The organism is Aeribacillus sp. FSL K6-2848 (assembly GCF_038004325.1).
Taxonomy (GTDB): domain Bacteria; phylum Bacillota; class Bacilli; order Bacillales; family Aeribacillaceae; genus Aeribacillus; species Aeribacillus composti.
Window position 1 is genome coordinate 387,773 of the sequence record NZ_JBBOQQ010000001.1, and the last position, 14,673, is coordinate 402,445.

Annotated in this window: 13 protein-coding genes and 1 pseudogene; 8 read left to right on the top strand and 6 right to left on the bottom strand. The window is 38.7% G+C overall.

Annotated features, from left to right (window positions below; all coding sequences use genetic code 11):
* Positions 1-62: 62 nt before the first annotated feature.
* Positions 63-1,061: an LLM class flavin-dependent oxidoreductase gene (locus NSS70_RS01930; protein ID WP_063388743.1), complete on the bottom strand. Its 999-nt coding sequence runs from the start codon at positions 1,059-1,061 to the stop codon at positions 63-65.
* 24 nt (positions 1,062-1,085) lie between these two features.
* Entirely contained in the window at positions 1,086-1,730 is a 645-nt protein-coding gene (locus tag NSS70_RS01935; protein WP_340732557.1) for an SDR family oxidoreductase, read from the bottom strand.
* 235 nt (positions 1,731-1,965) lie between these two features.
* Here NSS70_RS01935 and NSS70_RS01940 point away from each other — a divergent pair, with 235 nt between their 5' ends.
* Positions 1,966-3,165: a CynX/NimT family MFS transporter gene (locus NSS70_RS01940; protein ID WP_063388745.1), complete on the top strand. Its 1,200-nt coding sequence runs from the start codon at positions 1,966-1,968 to the stop codon at positions 3,163-3,165.
* Between the two features lie 299 nt (positions 3,166-3,464).
* On the opposite strand, the gene NSS70_RS01945 is transcribed toward NSS70_RS01940, so the two are convergent.
* Together NSS70_RS01945 and NSS70_RS01950 are read right to left on the bottom strand one after the other, a co-directional pair.
* On the bottom strand, positions 3,465-3,695 hold the full coding sequence (locus NSS70_RS01945; protein ID WP_066247105.1) for a hypothetical protein: 231 nt from the start codon (positions 3,693-3,695) through the stop codon (positions 3,465-3,467).
* A gap of 22 nt (positions 3,696-3,717) precedes the next feature.
* Positions 3,718-3,906 carry a hypothetical protein gene (locus tag NSS70_RS01950; protein WP_340880853.1) on the bottom strand — a complete coding sequence of 63 codons (189 nt, stop codon included), beginning with the start codon at positions 3,904-3,906 and terminating at the stop codon, positions 3,718-3,720.
* An 871-nt stretch (positions 3,907-4,777) separates the two neighbouring features.
* On the opposite strand from NSS70_RS01950, the pseudogene NSS70_RS01955 reads away from it, so the two are divergent.
* Positions 4,778-5,310: pseudogene (locus NSS70_RS01955) on the top strand (IS4 family transposase); the annotation flags it as partial.
* Between the two features lie 180 nt (positions 5,311-5,490).
* Here NSS70_RS01955 and NSS70_RS01960 read toward each other — a convergent pair.
* Together NSS70_RS01960 and NSS70_RS01965 are read right to left on the bottom strand one after the other, a co-directional pair.
* A complete protein-coding gene (locus NSS70_RS01960; protein WP_339230004.1) occupies positions 5,491-6,162 on the bottom strand; it encodes an ABC transporter ATP-binding protein in 672 nt (223 codons plus the stop codon).
* A 17-nt stretch (positions 6,163-6,179) separates the two neighbouring features.
* Entirely contained in the window at positions 6,180-7,616 is a 1,437-nt protein-coding gene (locus tag NSS70_RS01965; protein ID WP_063388211.1) for an ABC transporter permease, read from the bottom strand.
* A 175-nt stretch (positions 7,617-7,791) separates the two neighbouring features.
* On the opposite strand from NSS70_RS01965, the gene NSS70_RS01970 reads away from it, so the two are divergent.
* The 6 genes from NSS70_RS01970 to NSS70_RS01995 all read left to right on the top strand — a co-directional run bounded on the left by NSS70_RS01970 (position 7,792) and on the right by NSS70_RS01995 (position 14,673).
* Positions 7,792-8,490 carry a response regulator transcription factor gene (locus tag NSS70_RS01970; RefSeq protein ID WP_063388212.1) on the top strand — a complete coding sequence of 233 codons (699 nt, stop codon included), beginning with the start codon at positions 7,792-7,794 and terminating at the stop codon, positions 8,488-8,490.
* Positions 8,480-9,889, top strand: a complete 1,410-nt coding sequence (locus tag NSS70_RS01975; protein WP_063388213.1) for a sensor histidine kinase — start codon at positions 8,480-8,482, stop codon at positions 9,887-9,889. The genes NSS70_RS01970 and NSS70_RS01975 overlap by 11 nt, the downstream gene beginning before the upstream one ends.
* Before the next feature lie 29 nt (positions 9,890-9,918).
* Positions 9,919-10,782, top strand: a complete 864-nt coding sequence (locus NSS70_RS01980; RefSeq protein WP_340880856.1) for a VOC family protein — start codon at positions 9,919-9,921, stop codon at positions 10,780-10,782.
* A 123-nt stretch (positions 10,783-10,905) separates the two neighbouring features.
* Positions 10,906-12,102: a Ger(x)C family spore germination protein gene (locus NSS70_RS01985; protein WP_340880859.1), complete on the top strand. Its 1,197-nt coding sequence runs from the start codon at positions 10,906-10,908 to the stop codon at positions 12,100-12,102.
* Positions 12,103-12,128: 26 nt separating this feature from the next.
* Complete coding sequence (locus tag NSS70_RS01990; RefSeq protein WP_153028100.1) at positions 12,129-13,265, top strand: GerAB/ArcD/ProY family transporter; 1,137 nt, start codon at positions 12,129-12,131, stop codon at positions 13,263-13,265.
* Positions 13,258-14,673 (top strand): FMN-binding glutamate synthase family protein, encoded by a 1,416-nt coding sequence (locus NSS70_RS01995; RefSeq protein WP_340880861.1) that lies wholly within the window; start codon positions 13,258-13,260, stop codon positions 14,671-14,673. The genes NSS70_RS01990 and NSS70_RS01995 overlap by 8 nt, the downstream gene beginning before the upstream one ends.

Here is a 14,673-nt window from a genome sequence, read left to right on the forward strand (position 1 = left end):
AAAAGAAAAAATCGGTTCCCATATAGGTTAAACCGATTTTATCCATGGTCATATTGATTATATTAACGATAAGATTTCTTTCTATTTATTTCCTCTGCTATCAATTGATACGATTTTGTGCGTTCTTCATAGCTTCCAGTTATTGTTATGATCATCATTTCATCTGCTTCATACCAATTTTTTAATTCATATAAACGGTGAACGACAAATGTTGGATCGCCAATGATCATATTCTTTTGAAACTGTTGAAATTCATCTGAATTCAGCAATTGCTGCTTTGCTTCTTCTTTTAATGGAAAATCAAGTGTTTTTCCTTTATGATGCTGAAGATTCCATAAAAAGCTGCTGAAGGCAATTTGCTCCGCTTTTTCGCTAGTTTCAGCGCATATTGCCGAGACTGTGACAATTGTCTTTGGCTGCTGTTTTCTTTTTTTCTGGAACTGATTTTTATATGTTTGAATAATTTGCCGCCCGTCTTCATTGCTCATAAATTGGCCAAATGCATAGGAAATGCCGTTTTCAGCTGCTAAAAAGGCGCTCTTTATGCTTGTGCCAAGGATCCAAGGTTCAGGAGGAATATTTGGCAAAGGAGAGGCTGAGATGCTCGAAAATAATTCATTTTTTGGATAGTCATTATATAAAAAATGAAGCAGCTCTTGAACGGTTTTCGGCATGTTTTTTACATTTTCGAGATAATTGCCGGATAACGCAATGCTTGATTGAGCGTCTCCTCCGGGGGCGCGCCCGATCCCAAGATCAATGCGGTTAGGAAATAATGTTGCCAGCATATTAAACATTTCCGCAACTTTATACGGCTTATAGTGGGGGAGAAGCGTTGCGCCTGACCCGATGCGAATCGATTTTGTTTTTGCCCCTATAACTGGGAGCATAATTTCTGGAGCGGAGCAGGCAAGTCCAGAAAGATTGTGATGCTCCGCAATCCAGTAGCGGGTATAGCCTAGTTTTTCCGCCAATACGGCCAGTTGAATGGATTGCTCCAACGCCTCTTTTGCTGTTGAGTTGTTCAAAATCGGTGCTTGGTCTAAAATGCTAACCTGCATTATTCGCCAACCTTTCTTCGTATATTAAAAATTTTTTAATGCTTCGCGAATCGGGGTGTTTCCTGAGACAAGATCAAATGAGCGGCGAAAAGTGTTTTTCTCCGTTATTGATGCAAAAATAACCGAAGCCACATCTTCTCTTGGAATGGCGGCTCTTTCAAGATTTTCGGCAATTTTTATTTCTCCGGTTCCTTTCTCATCCAATAGCGCCCCCGGCCGGACAATTGTATAGTTTAAACGGCTTTGGACAAGGAAACGGTCGGCATAATGCTTGGCAACATAATAATGTTTAATCTTTTCGTTCCAATTTTGTCTATTATGGGCTTGCAAAGCGCTGACCATTATAAACCGTTGAACGCCTGCCTTTTCTGCTGCTTCAATTGTTTTTACGGCACCGTCTAGATCGACTAAAAGAGTTTTATCTGCACCTGTATGTCCGCCTGAACCAGCGGTAAAGACGATCCCTTCCGCACCTTTGATCGCCTCGGCGATCTGATCGACTGTGCCTTCCAAATCAGCTAAAACCGTCTTGACTCCGATCGAGTCAAAATATTCTTTTTGGTTTTCGTTGCGGATCATTGCTTTCACTGTGTGCTCGTTGCTTTCTTTTAATAACTGAACAAGAATTTTTCCGATTTTTCCATTGGCGCCAACTACAACAATTTCCATAAACGGACTCTCCTTTCAAACATCGTTTATTAACATTATTCCAGAAGCTGTCTGTTTTCTCAAATGATCGATACATGGTATGTGGTTGATTTTCCCATCGATGGGGATTAGTATATTAATAATTGACTTTTAAGATGTTCAAGGGGGGTGTGCTGGCATATCAAGATATCGATGGGTATGAGGTATATTAATAATTGACTTTTAAGATGTTCAAGGGGGTAAAGGAGGGGTGAGTATGGAACGCTATACGGTAAGGGCAGAAAAAGAAATTTCTATTAAAAAAATGCTCTTGATAGTTGGAATCATCTTTGCTGCTTTTAATTTGCGTCCTGCTATTACTTCGGTCGGACCGCTCATCGGTTATATTCGTGAAGATCTCGGAATCTCCAACGGGGTTGCGGGTTTACTAACGACTATCCCGTTAATCGTTTTTGCGGTTCTTTCGCCATTAGCTCCGAAATTTGCAAGCCGATATGGAAATGAAACGGCGATTTTTGCTGGGTTAGTCGTGCTTCTTGCAGGAATGATTATTCGAACATTCGGAGCGATGATCGGTCTGCTTTTAGGAACTGTATTGATTGGAGTAGGCATTGCCATTGGAAATGTGCTTCTTCCGGGTATTGTAAAAGAACGGTTCCCGGATAAAATCGGACTGATGACAAGCGTTTATTCAACAGCTATGGGTATGCTTGCAGGGATCGCTTCCGGTTTAGCAATTCCGTTGTCGGAAGGATTAAAATTTGGATGGAAAAATGCCTTATTATTTTGGGCAATTTTAGCAATTGTGGCGATATGTTTATGGTTTCCATTAATTAGTGGAAAACAGAGATCCGCGAAACCGCCAATTGAACATATTTCAAATGGTTTTTTGCTCCGGTCGCCGCTGGCATGGCAAGTCACATTTTTTATGGGTCTTCAATCGTTCTTATTTTATAGTATGGTTGCATGGCTTCCTGAAATTTTGCAGGCGGACGGATTAAGTGCTTCAACAGCTGGTTGGATGCTGTTTCTTGTGCAAATTGCTGGCTTGCCGGCAACATTTGTCGCTCCGGCACTGTCGGACAAATATGCAGATCAAAGGCGAATTGTAGCGGTTTTAGGAGCTATTTATTTAGCAGGTCTCGTTGGATTATTGTATGGCGGGCCTCTTTTACTGATTGTCTTTTGGATTATCTTAATCGGTATTGGACAAGGGGCAAGCATTGGGCTCGTATTAGCGCTATTTGGTTTAAGAACAAGAAGCTCCGAGCAAGCTTCCGCTTTATCGGGAATGGCGCAATCAATTGGTTATTTGCTTGCTGCTTTTGGGCCCATTTTAATTGGCGTTTTGTATGACAAAACTCATTCGTGGGTGGCGCCCATTTTATTGTTTATTGCTGTCTGTGTTTTGATGATCATTGCTGGTTTGAATGCCGGACGAAATAAGTATGTGTAAAAAGAAACTAAATAAAAAGCCGGGGCAGTTCAAAGTCGTTTTTTCGGCTTATTGACTGCCCCTTTTAATGTTTTAGAAACGTTGATATATCGGTGTTTGTGATTGTTTGTTTTCAATGGGGATTTGACTTTTTGGACAACCCCAAGCTTTTTATTGTATTTGGAAGGTTCCATTTGATAAATGAATGTTCACATCGGCGATGGATGCAATGTTTAAGAAGGGGCTGTCAAGAAAGTCAGTGAAAAACGATTTTCTTGACAGCCCCATTCCAGCTTGTTGATAGTGATTAATAATATTGTTTATTCTTCCTCATAATTAACACCTATTGTAACCTCTGTATTTTCAATTGAAAAGTTTACATTCCATCTAGGATGTATTTTAACTTTATTTTCTTCATCAAGTTCTAGGACCCCGTGTATTTCATCATTATTTTTAGAAATGAAAATAACTTGCTTTGTTTCTTCATTTACATAAACATTAATTGATTCATGATAATTAAGTGTAAAACCGTTAAAAGTCATTTTCTTCATAAACTAAATCTACTCCTATTCTTTATTTGGATAACACTTTCCCATTTTTATCTAAAGAAGCTATTCTTTTTTCATCTTTCTTTAATTTCCATACACGTCCACCACGTCCTGCTGTATCTTTTTCTACTGACCACTTCCCATTTTTAAAAGTACCAGAATTTTTAGTTAGAGGTGTATTCCCGTGTTTATCTTTAAAAGAACCTAATTTCACTTTTCAGTTTGAATCTAACAATGATTGTGGTATTCCATAATTAGAAGCAATTACTCTTTTAGGATCATTAAAATAGTTAGAAATAGTTTTATAGAGCCAACTTCCAGCCTTAATAGTAACCCCACCAACTACTATTGCACCAGTCGCTAGTAATGCAACTTGACCAACACCAGGAACAAAATAAATAGCGGGAGCCAATGCAAAGAAAGGTTAAATAGAAGAACCACCATTACCATCACTTAAAACAACAATCTCAGGTGATTTTAAATACTCCTCAAATTCCTCTGGACTATAAAATTTTCCATCTATCAAAACACCATCTTCCAAACTTCAAAATTAGGAATATCTTGGTTATAAATGATCTCCTCATCTTTAAATTGAGAAGCTTTTAGAGTAGATATACCTGCAGTTCCTACAGATGAAAAAATTAAAGCAAAACTAAAATACATTTCATGCGGTTCATATCAAACGTTGCCTTTCAATTTTTGGTTCTTAAAATGTTTAAACAGGTAGAGAAATCACATATCCGATAAAAAACAGCATTGTTAAAAATATTTTTGATTTTCCAACCTTTTTAGCTGTTCTATAAAATCCCCCCTTTAAACTTCCAATTTTATGTAGGTTTTTAGCGATTGGGATACATTTCCATTAATGTTATTATAGTATTATGTTGTTTTCAACCCCTCTATATAACATGAGTCAGTCAAGACTTTGTGGGAACTTTTTGATTCGCTGAAAAAAGAAGTAAGTCATAGGTTAGCGAACCATTTTTTTGAATCATCCGTAAGCGCTTTTGGACTCTCATCTCTTGCCATGACGGACGAATATGTATACCTTTTTTTACCATCCCTTGAATTCAGACAGGGCATGCCTTTTTGTCATTGGCATGGTCAAACAGCTAAAACAACGGTATCTCTTCAACGGAGAACGTTTAACCTTGGAACAACTGTATCGAAAAGCGAAACGAGACATTGGCAAAAAAGAAACACTCGGCTCGATTCACGTAACCCTTCATACGGGTTTACCAGTGAAAATCGTGTTTGTGCGGAATCGAAACAACCAAAGTGAATGGCTGGCCATTTTGAGTACAGATACCACGCTGTCTAATGAAGAAATCGTTCGAATCTATGGGATGCGTTGGGACATCGAAACCTTTTTTAAATTCAGTAAATCGTTTTTACATTTAGCCAAAGAGTTTCAAGGTCGTTCCTATGACATGATGATTAGCCATACTACCATTGTCTTCACTCGGTATATCTTGATTGCTTGGCAACTTCGGAAAGAAGAGGATCCAAAGACCATGGGGGCAACTTATTCTTGTTTCTATGTGACGAAGTAAAAGAGATGGACTTTAAAACGGCTTTACTACAATTGATTTCTCTTTTCCAAACTTTGGCTGAAGCTATTGAATGCCGGACGAAATAAGTATGTGTAAAAAGAACTAAATAAAAAGCCGGGGCAGTTCAAAGTCGTTTTTTCGACTTATTGACTGCCCCTTTTAATGTTTTAGAAACGTTGATATATCGGTGTTTATGATTGTTTGTTTTCAATGGGGAATTGACTTTTTGGACAACCCCAAGCTTTTTATTGTATTTGGAAGGTTCCATTTGATAAATGAATGTTCACATCGGCGATGGATGCAATTGTTAAATCGTGCGTCACCATGATGACGCATTTTCCCTCTTGATGTGCTAAATCTTGAAAAATGCGGACGATTTCTTTAGATGTTTGCTCATCCAAGTTTCCTGTTGGTTCATCCGCGACAATTAACTGCGACTCGCAGCAAAGAGCGCGGGCAATGGAAACTCTTTGCTGTTGTCCTCCGCTTAGTGTCAGTACTTTTTGCTTTGCTTGGTCCTGCGAAATCCCCATTTGTTCTAATGTTTTTAGTGCAAATTGTTTATATGGCTTTTTAGAGGATTTCGTTATTTCCATTGCCGCAACGACGTTTTGCAATGCTGTCATATAAGGAAGCAAGTTGTATGATTGAAAGACGATTGAGACGTATTGATTGCGAAATTTGGAATAGCCGATTTTTTTTAAATCCTTGCCCTCGTATAAAATAGACCCTTCTTTTGGAGAATCAAGAGCACCGGCAAGAGCTAAAAATGTGGATTTTCCCGCACCGCTTGGACCAGTAATTGTGTAAAATGTACCTTTTTCAAAATCAATATTGATCTTTTTTAAGATTTCTACTTTTTTTTGATCTCTGCTATACCAATAGCTAACATCTTGAAATTTCAACAATGCACTCATTTGATCCCCTTCTTTTCTTAGTCTTGTTTAGTTAAAATCACCTTCGGATGCAGCCGCAAAACGGACAGCGATGGAATAAATGATGATAAAACGGCAATTAACATTCCGATAGACGACAGCATGCCTAAATCTTTCGGTGTTATTGCGATTTCTAAGTCATCAATTGTTTCCACGTTAGCTGCTTGCCCTCTCATTCCTACACTGCCTCCCATTCCTGGTCGAAAGGATGGAGGTGTATTCATCTGCTCTTGCTGGGCCAGCTCTTGCGCTAATAATTGATCGCTGATCTTGCCGGCCACCACATTTCCGCATGCGCTTGAAATTCCGATGGCGAGAACGGCTACAATCAATATTTCTGCGACAAATTGACCGATGAGCTTCCATCTTTTCTCCCCAAGAGAAAGAAGAACACCCATCTCGTATTTCCGTTCGCGGATTGACAGCATGACAATCAGTCCAAGAATGACAGCCCCCGAAATCGTCACTAAGTAAACGACATTTTTTGAAAATGACGCGACATTGTTGATTGGTCCGACCATTTGATTGTATAGCTGATCATTTGCATCAAGCTTGAATGTATCGAAGTCTATGCTCGAATTTTTCTTCGCTTTTTGAATAAACGAGTCTATTTCCGCGGGATCTTTCATGTAATAAACAGCGCGGTCAATGGTATTTTCATAGTCTTCACCTTTCAGTGTGTTCGCGACAGTATATGGAACGTACAATTTGTTGTAAGGGTTCATAAAAGAAAAATTCATTCCTTGATCTTGTTCGTTTGTGGTTGTCTCATAAATGCCAATGATTTTTAATTCAATCGTTTTTTCCTCTTCATTGGCACCTTTTACCGTAATCGTATCACCGACAGTTAAGTCGTTTTCATCCGCCAATGTTTTTTCGATGACCACAACATTTTTTCCTAATGATTGATCGGTAATATGTTCACCTTCTACCAATGTAGAATCTCCGTTCATAAATTCTTCGACAGCATCAGTAAAAACGACGCCTTGCAGACTGACATCAGATTGAAACATTGGATTTCCATTTTCCCCAAAGGGACCTCTGTTTTCTGTTTCCTCATCCGAATCACTTGTGTCTTCATTTTCAATTGGATCAAAGTCTTCAGCAATTCCGTTTGTCGACGAATATAAGTTATAACCTTTTACTTCTGAGTATGTAGATAATTCTTCTGCCGATTTTACCGGAATGGGTTCAAGCTGAAACCTCGTCCGTTCACCTTCCGATTGCTGCTGATTCCGCATTTTTTCCATATCCATCTGCAAGGTCACTTCTCCTCCCAGCTTTTCCTTCGCTAAATCACTGGCTTTCTTTGCTGCACTTTCGATCGCCAGACCGGAAAGGACAAGTAAGCAAATGATGGTGAAAATAAACAGTTGTAAAAGGCTCTTTCCTTTTCTAGCCCATACGCTTAACAACGACCTTTTAAAAAAATTCATCTAATCTTACCTCCTTCGTGATTGTCAACGATAAGCATATTGGAAACATATGAACAATTTATGAAAAATCTATGTTCGAAAGTTTAATTTTTTAAAAGAGAAGTTGAAGTAGTTGCTTCCCTTTCTTTACTCGTTTATCTTGAAAATAAGAGTTGTTTTAGCGGGAGGAAGAGAAATGAAAATTTTAGTGATCGAAGATAATGAAAGCGTCTGTTCGATGCTAAATATGTTTTTTATAAAGGAAGGGATTGAAGGGGAATTTGTCCATGATGGACTTGAAGGCTACCAATCCGCTAAGAGTGGCAATTGGGACTTGCTCATCATCGATTGGATGCTTCCCGGAATGGATGGAGTCACGCTTTGCAGAAAATTAAGAGAAGAAGAACACTCCGTTCCGATCATCATGCTGACCGCTAAAGACAGTGAATCCGATCAAGTGATCGGACTTGAAATGGGAGCCGATGATTATGTCACGAAACCGTTTAGCCCGATTGCACTAATGGCGAGAATAAAGGCAGTGGCGAGAAGATATAACAAGCAAGAACCTCGTCAAAAAAACATTGTGACAACCAAACACTTTAAAGTGGACAAAGATGCAAGAGAAGCGTATTTTAAAGGACAATCGATTAATAACCTAACTCCAAAAGAGTTTGACCTCCTTTATCATTTTCTCACACATCCGCGCCAAGTATTTACGAGAGAGCAGTTGCTGGAAAGTATATGGGGGTATCAATTTTACGGGGATGAAAGAACGGTTGATGTTCATATGAAAAGGCTGAGAAAGAAGCTCGGGCCTGAAGCGCAAAACTTCCTTCACACGGTTTGGGGGGTGGGATATAAATTCGACGAATCGGTGAAGCACGATGAAACTTAAATATATGTATCAGCTGCTTATTAGCCATATAGGAGTTTTAGTCATTGCATTCTTGATTTTGAGCTTTTCCTTTGCAAAATATGTTGAAAACTATGTTTATCAAAATAAAGTAGAAGAATTGATTGCCTACGGCCAAAACATTTTACATGATTATAGCCGCGATAATTGGGGTGGAAACCGGATTTTGGATCAGTACCGGCAGGTGCTGAGGACACGAAATATTATGTTCAGTGTGTTTAATCAACAAGGCGAAATTTTTTATCCGGAAGCTGGCTTTTTCCCGCGGTTCACAATGTCAGAAAAAGAATGGGAGAGTTTGGAGGATGGCAAAATTGTCGTGGTCAAGCAAGATTTAAAACGGTTTGATCAGGCGGTATCCTTCGTTTCTTTGCCATTCATCGTGAACGGGGAGCTGATGGGAGGAGTTCTCCTAGTTTCGCCGATAAGCGGTTCAAGAGAGACCATCAGCGACATTAATCAGTTTTTATTTTATACAATTTTAATTTCGTTGACGGTTTCATTTTTGCTAAGCGGTCTTTTATCGAAGCTGCATGTTCGGAGAATTCAGAGGATTCGTGAAGCAACGTCAATGGTGTCATCTGGAAACTATGACGTCCAGGTGAATGCCTCCAAAATCGATGAAATTGGTGAGCTGGCAAGCGACTTTAATGAAATGGTAAAAAAGCTTAAAGCTTCTCAGGAGGAAATAAGCAGGCTTGAAAAAAGAAGGAGACAGTTTATTGCAGATGTTTCTCATGAGTTGAAAACTCCTCTTACAACGATCAGCGGTGTCATTGAAGGATTAAAAAGCGATATGATTCCTGAAGAAGAAAAAGAAAGAGGCATTCAATTAGTAAGCCAAGAGGCAAAAAGGCTGATTCGGCTAGTTAATGAAAATTTGGACTATGAAAAAATTCGGTCGAATCAAGTAAAGCTAAATATAGAACCTATACAGTTAATTGATGTGTTTGAAATTGTGAAGGAACAGCTTCTTTCACAAGCGGAGGAGAAAAATAACATTATGATCATTGAAGCGGATGAAAATGAAATCATTTATGCTGATTATGATCGCCTCATTCAAATTTTGATCAATATTGTTAAAAATAGCATTCAGTTTACACAAAACGGAAAAATATTTTTGCGGGGGAAACCTGGATATAAGGAAACAATCATTGAAATCGAAGATACCGGGATCGGAATGGACGAAAAAGAAATTGAAAACATTTGGCAGAGATTTTACAAAGCAGATCTGTCAAGAACAAACAATAAATACGGGGAATTCGGGTTAGGACTCTCAATTGTGAAGCAGTTAGTGCTCCTGCATCAAGGAGAAATCAACGTGACAAGTAAAAAAGGCAAAGGAACGAAATTTGAGATTAAACTGCCTGTCAAAAGCTAAAGAATCTTGTAGAAGGGATTGGATAATACATGGAGCTTGCATTTCATCGTTCGCCCAATAAATATATCGGGGGAGTATCGATCAAAGTGGAGGATCTTAAGAGATCTATTGCGTTTTACCACAATTTATTGGGGTTTAAAATATTAGAGCAAAAGGAAAATAAAGTCGTTTTTTCTGCTGATGGAAAGAAGCCGCTATTGATTGTCGAACAACCGGATAATGTAATAAGAAAACAAGTTCGGACGACAGGGTTATATCATTTTGCCATTTTATTGCCGGAAAAGAAAGATTTAGCTAATGCCCTTTATCATCTCATTCAAATGAACTATCCGCTGCAGGGTGCTTCCGATCATTTGGTCAGTGAAGCGGTCTATTTGGCAGACCCGGATGGAAACGGCATTGAAATTTATGCTGATCGAAAGTCGGCGAATGGGGAATGGAATCAAAATCAAGTTGTGATGGACACGATTCCGTTAGATATAAACGATTTATTTTCTGAAAGAGATCCAGAGGGCTGGCAAGGGATGCCTGAAGCAACCATTATTGGTCATATTCATTTGCATGTTGCCTATTTAGATGAAGCAGAACAATTTTATTGTAAAGGCCTCGGTTTTCAAATGACATCAAAATATGGATCTCATGCATTATTTATTTCTAGCGGCAAATACCATCACCATATTGCGTTAAATACTTGGAATGGTATAGGGGCTCCAAAGCCTCCTGAGAATAGTGTCGGGCTTAAATGGTTCACAATCATTTTGCCGAATAAGGAAGAAAAAGATCAGATGATCAAGAGATTAAAAGAAATAAATGCACGTATAACTGAAAAAGATGGAAAAATATACACGATCGATCCTTCCGGAAATCAAATTGAAATAACGACAGCTCATTAAAAATCGATCATGAACATGGACGCATTGGCGTCTTTTTTTTGTGCAAATTTTTCTTGCATTAAGAATAAAAAAACGAAAAATGCAAATATTAACAAGAAATAAAAATGCTGGAGTTAAGCAAAAATGAAATTCAAAAAGATGCTTTTATTTGCTGTTGTTTTGTTGTTGTTATCCGGCTGCTGGAACCGAAGAGAATTAAACACGATTGCCATTCAAGTGGGTTTAGGGATCGATAAAGAAGGAGACCAGTATGTGGTGACCTCGCAAATAGTAAACCCTAGTCAAATTGCCATGCTGATGAGTAAAGGGGATAAAACTCCTGTTATGACTTATCAAGAGAAAGGTCACACCATCATTGAAGCTATACGACGAATGACCACTGCTGTTCCAAGGAGAATTTACTCGTCTCATTTGCGGATTTTAGTAATCGGTGAGGAATTAGCAAAAGAGGGAATTGGGGAGGTGCTTGATCTTTTGTCACGCGATCATGAAATGAGAACAGATTTTTATATAACTGTTGCAAAGGATGCCAAGGCAGGGGATATTTTAAAAGTTTTAACAGCGTTAGAAGATATCCCGGCGAACCAGCTTTTTAATTCTCTTGAATTATCAGATAAGCAATGGGCGCCGACAATATCTGTAACTCTTGATCAATTGTTATCGGATTTAAGCAGCGAAGGGATCGAAGTGAAACTGACAGGAATATCAGTAGAAGGCAATCAGCAAGTCGGTGAAACGAAAGCCAATTATGAACAAATTGACCCTGAAGCAAAATTAAAATTTAAAGGAATCGCTTTGTTTCACCAAGACCGATTAATAGGCTGGCTGGATGAACAACAGAGCAGAGGACTTCATTATATTATCGGCAAAGTACATCGGACGATCGAAGAAATTTCATGCAAGAATGACGGAAAGATAAGCATTGACATTTTTTCTGCAAAAAGCCAGCTAAAAACAAAAATGCATAAAGGCAATCCCGTTGGTGAAGTTCATATAGAGGCTCAAGGAAATGTAGCGGATGTACAATGCAAGCATCTCACAATAACAAATACAAAAACGATAAGAAAGATAGAAAAAAAGACGGAAGAAGAAATAAAACAAGAAGTTGAAAAAGTTCTTTCGAATGTTCAGCAAAATTACCGAGTCGATGCTTTCGGTTTTGGAAAATCATTGTATCGGGACGATTATAAAAATTGGAAAAAAATAAAAAAACATTGGAGGGAAACGTTCACTGAACTTCCAATAAAAACTACTGTTGATGTCAAAATTCGAAGAACAGGCACGATCAACAATCCTCCGCTTCACAAGCTGGAGGATTGAGAGCAGGGAAATGGAAGGAATTTTATATGGAAAAAGCAAAAATCGATGGGTTACAGATGTTTTCATTTATGTTTTTGTTTCAATTTGGAAGTCTGATTGTCACAGGGCTAGGATTGGAAGTAAAGCAAAATAATTGGATCGCCGTGTTAGTTGTTTCCGGAATTAACATTCTCCTTATTTTAATGATTTACGGTCCAATTTATAATCGTTTTCCAAACCTAACCTTGACAGGAATATTTTTGGAAAACACAGGGAAAATTGTTGGTACAGTGCTTTCAATCATATATAATTTTTATTTTATCTTAATCGCCGGCTTTATATTGCGGGATACTGGGGATAACATCATTAAATATCTTTTGCCTGAAACGCCTCTTGAAGTTGTTTTATTGATTGGAGTTTTACTTATTTCTTATTCATGCTTTTTAGGAATTGAAGTGTTCGCAAGAGTTGCCCAGCTGCTTTTCTTTATCATGATCACTCTAGGGATAATGGGAAATTTTTTAGTGTTTGCCTCCGGAATTGTTGATCCGATACATCTTTTGCCAATTTTAGAAGATGGCTTATTTCCTTTAATCAAAGCGGTGTTTCCGTCTATCATTTCTTATAGCGAAATGGTTGTCTTTTTCATGATACTTCCATACTTAAACAAACCTCAGAACGGTGTGCGAATTGGAACGTTATCGGTTTTATTCAGCGGTTTGGCCGTCTCATGGACTTTTGCATTAACTATTGCAGTGCTTGGGGTGTACGGAACGGAATTAGCCGATCTTCCTTTGCTTGATACAGCCCAAAAAATCAATGTCGGCGACTTTTTTCAGAGAATGGATCCGATTGTCATTTTAACTTTATTTATCGGCCTTTTCATAAAATTAAATATTTTTTTTTATGCAGGAGTTGTAGGAATGGCGGAGCTGTTTAAAAAACAAAAGCACCAGCCTTTTATACTACCTGCAGCGATTATGATTTTTGTCATTGCAATTGTAAGTGCGGAAAATGAGATCGAGAAAAAAGAACTTTTAAAGGAAAAGCTTCCATTGTTCATTGAGCTGCCGATTTTAATTATTATTCCTTGTATATTGCTGGTGATCATAGCCATTCGCGGCAAACGGCAAAAAAGAAAGCATCTACAACCTTATTCAAAAGGATCGATGAAGGATGAATGAATTTTTGGTAATAGGCGCATTATTATTAAGTCCCTTGCTGACATATGTGATCGTGTTATTAACTATTCGCCCTCTTATTAAAAGAGCTACTTCATCGTTTACAAAAATTCTCATGGGTGATCCCTATATGGAAAATGTATGGGAAATGGTCAGTGCCTTTACGCGGATAAGTCCAAGGATTGTCGTTGAGAACAGCTTGAGGGCTGCAGAAGGGAAAATTATTGACCGCCCGTTTGGTAGCCCGCGAAAATTTCTAAACTTTGACGGACTTGTTTTTTCACCCGCTCAGCTCGCTGTTTTTCCAGCAAAAGAGGACGCAAAAGTGGAAATGAAAACGGTTATTGGTCCCTTGGCCAAAAAACCTCTCACAATTGATATACCTGTTTTGCTTGGCGGGATGGCATATGGTCTTGGCGTAAGCGAACAAGTTCGAATTGCCCAAGCCTGGGGAACAGCCGTTGTCGGAACAGCCTGTAACATCGGTGAAGGGGGATTTTTACAAGAGGAACGTGAACGGGCAAAGCATTTGATCGTTCAATACCACACTGCGAATTGGGGGAAAAATGCAGATGTATTAAAACAGGCAGATGCTGTGGAAATCCATATTGGGCAAGGAGCTTCAGCTGCTGTCCCGGCAAGAATTTCACCTGAATTTTTGCAAGGAAAAGCCCGTGATATATTAGGTTTAAAACCGGATGAGACCGCAGTTATTCCAAGAAGATTCAATGAATGGAACAGTCCGAACGATTTAAGAAAGGTTGTAAAAGAATTAAAACAACTCACTGGAGGAGTCCCGATCGGAATCAAAATTTGTGCAAGCAACAGGCTTGAAGAAGATATTGAATACGGACTTTTGGCAGGTGTGGATTTTATTTCGATTGATGGCGGTCAGGCAGGTACAAAAGGATCGGCGCCGATCATACAAGATGATTTCGGATTGCCGACGATTTATGCATTGACTAGGGCTGTCCACTATATAACAAAAAGAGAAATGAAAGGAAAAGTGAGCTTATTGATTGGCGGCGGAATCAATACACCCGGGGATGCATTGAAGGCTTTGGCGCTTGGAGCAGACGCTGTTTATATAGGAACTGCTGCTTTATGGGCAATGACGCATACACAGGTCGTAAAAACAATACCATTTGAGCCACCGACGGTATTGGCCTTTTATAGCGGAAGAATGGCGGATCAATTTAATAAAGAGGAGGCAGCATATTATTTATCTAATTTTTTAACGTCATTTTCGGAAGAAATGCAGGTCGCTGTCAAAGGTTTAGGGAAAACAAATGTTCATGATGTGAACAAAAGTGATCTTGTCGCACTTGATGAAACAACAAGTAAAATTACAAAAGTCCCTTTAGCATTTGACCCAAATGAGACCGCTCATATGACTGGAAGCAAAAATTGA

Bases quoted from the DNA above. Each gene is read 5' to 3' on its own strand.
- NSS70_RS01945 (WP_066247105.1), bottom strand. From the start codon at position 3,695: ATGAAGAAAATGACTTTTAACGGTTTTACACTTAATTATCATGAATCA.
- NSS70_RS01940 (WP_063388745.1), top strand. From the start codon at position 1,966: ATGGAACGCTATACGGTAAGGGCAGAAAAAGAAATTTCTATTAAAAAA.
- NSS70_RS01935 (WP_340732557.1), bottom strand. From the start codon at position 1,730: ATGGAAATTGTTGTAGTTGGCGCCAATGGAAAAATCGGAAAAATTCTT.
- NSS70_RS01995 (WP_340880861.1), top strand. From the start codon at position 13,258: ATGAATGAATTTTTGGTAATAGGCGCATTATTATTAAGTCCCTTGCTG.
- NSS70_RS01985 (WP_340880859.1), top strand. From the start codon at position 10,906: ATGAAATTCAAAAAGATGCTTTTATTTGCTGTTGTTTTGTTGTTGTTA.
- NSS70_RS01970 (WP_063388212.1), top strand. From the start codon at position 7,792: ATGAAAATTTTAGTGATCGAAGATAATGAAAGCGTCTGTTCGATGCTA.
- NSS70_RS01930 (WP_063388743.1), bottom strand. From the start codon at position 1,061: ATGCAGGTTAGCATTTTAGACCAAGCACCGATTTTGAACAACTCAACA.
- NSS70_RS01975 (WP_063388213.1), top strand. From the start codon at position 8,480: ATGAAACTTAAATATATGTATCAGCTGCTTATTAGCCATATAGGAGTT.
- NSS70_RS01960 (WP_339230004.1), bottom strand. From the start codon at position 6,162: ATGAGTGCATTGTTGAAATTTCAAGATGTTAGCTATTGGTATAGCAGA.
- NSS70_RS01965 (WP_063388211.1), bottom strand. From the start codon at position 7,616: ATGAATTTTTTTAAAAGGTCGTTGTTAAGCGTATGGGCTAGAAAAGGA.
- NSS70_RS01990 (WP_153028100.1), top strand. From the start codon at position 12,129: ATGGAAAAAGCAAAAATCGATGGGTTACAGATGTTTTCATTTATGTTT.
- NSS70_RS01980 (WP_340880856.1), top strand. From the start codon at position 9,919: ATGGAGCTTGCATTTCATCGTTCGCCCAATAAATATATCGGGGGAGTA.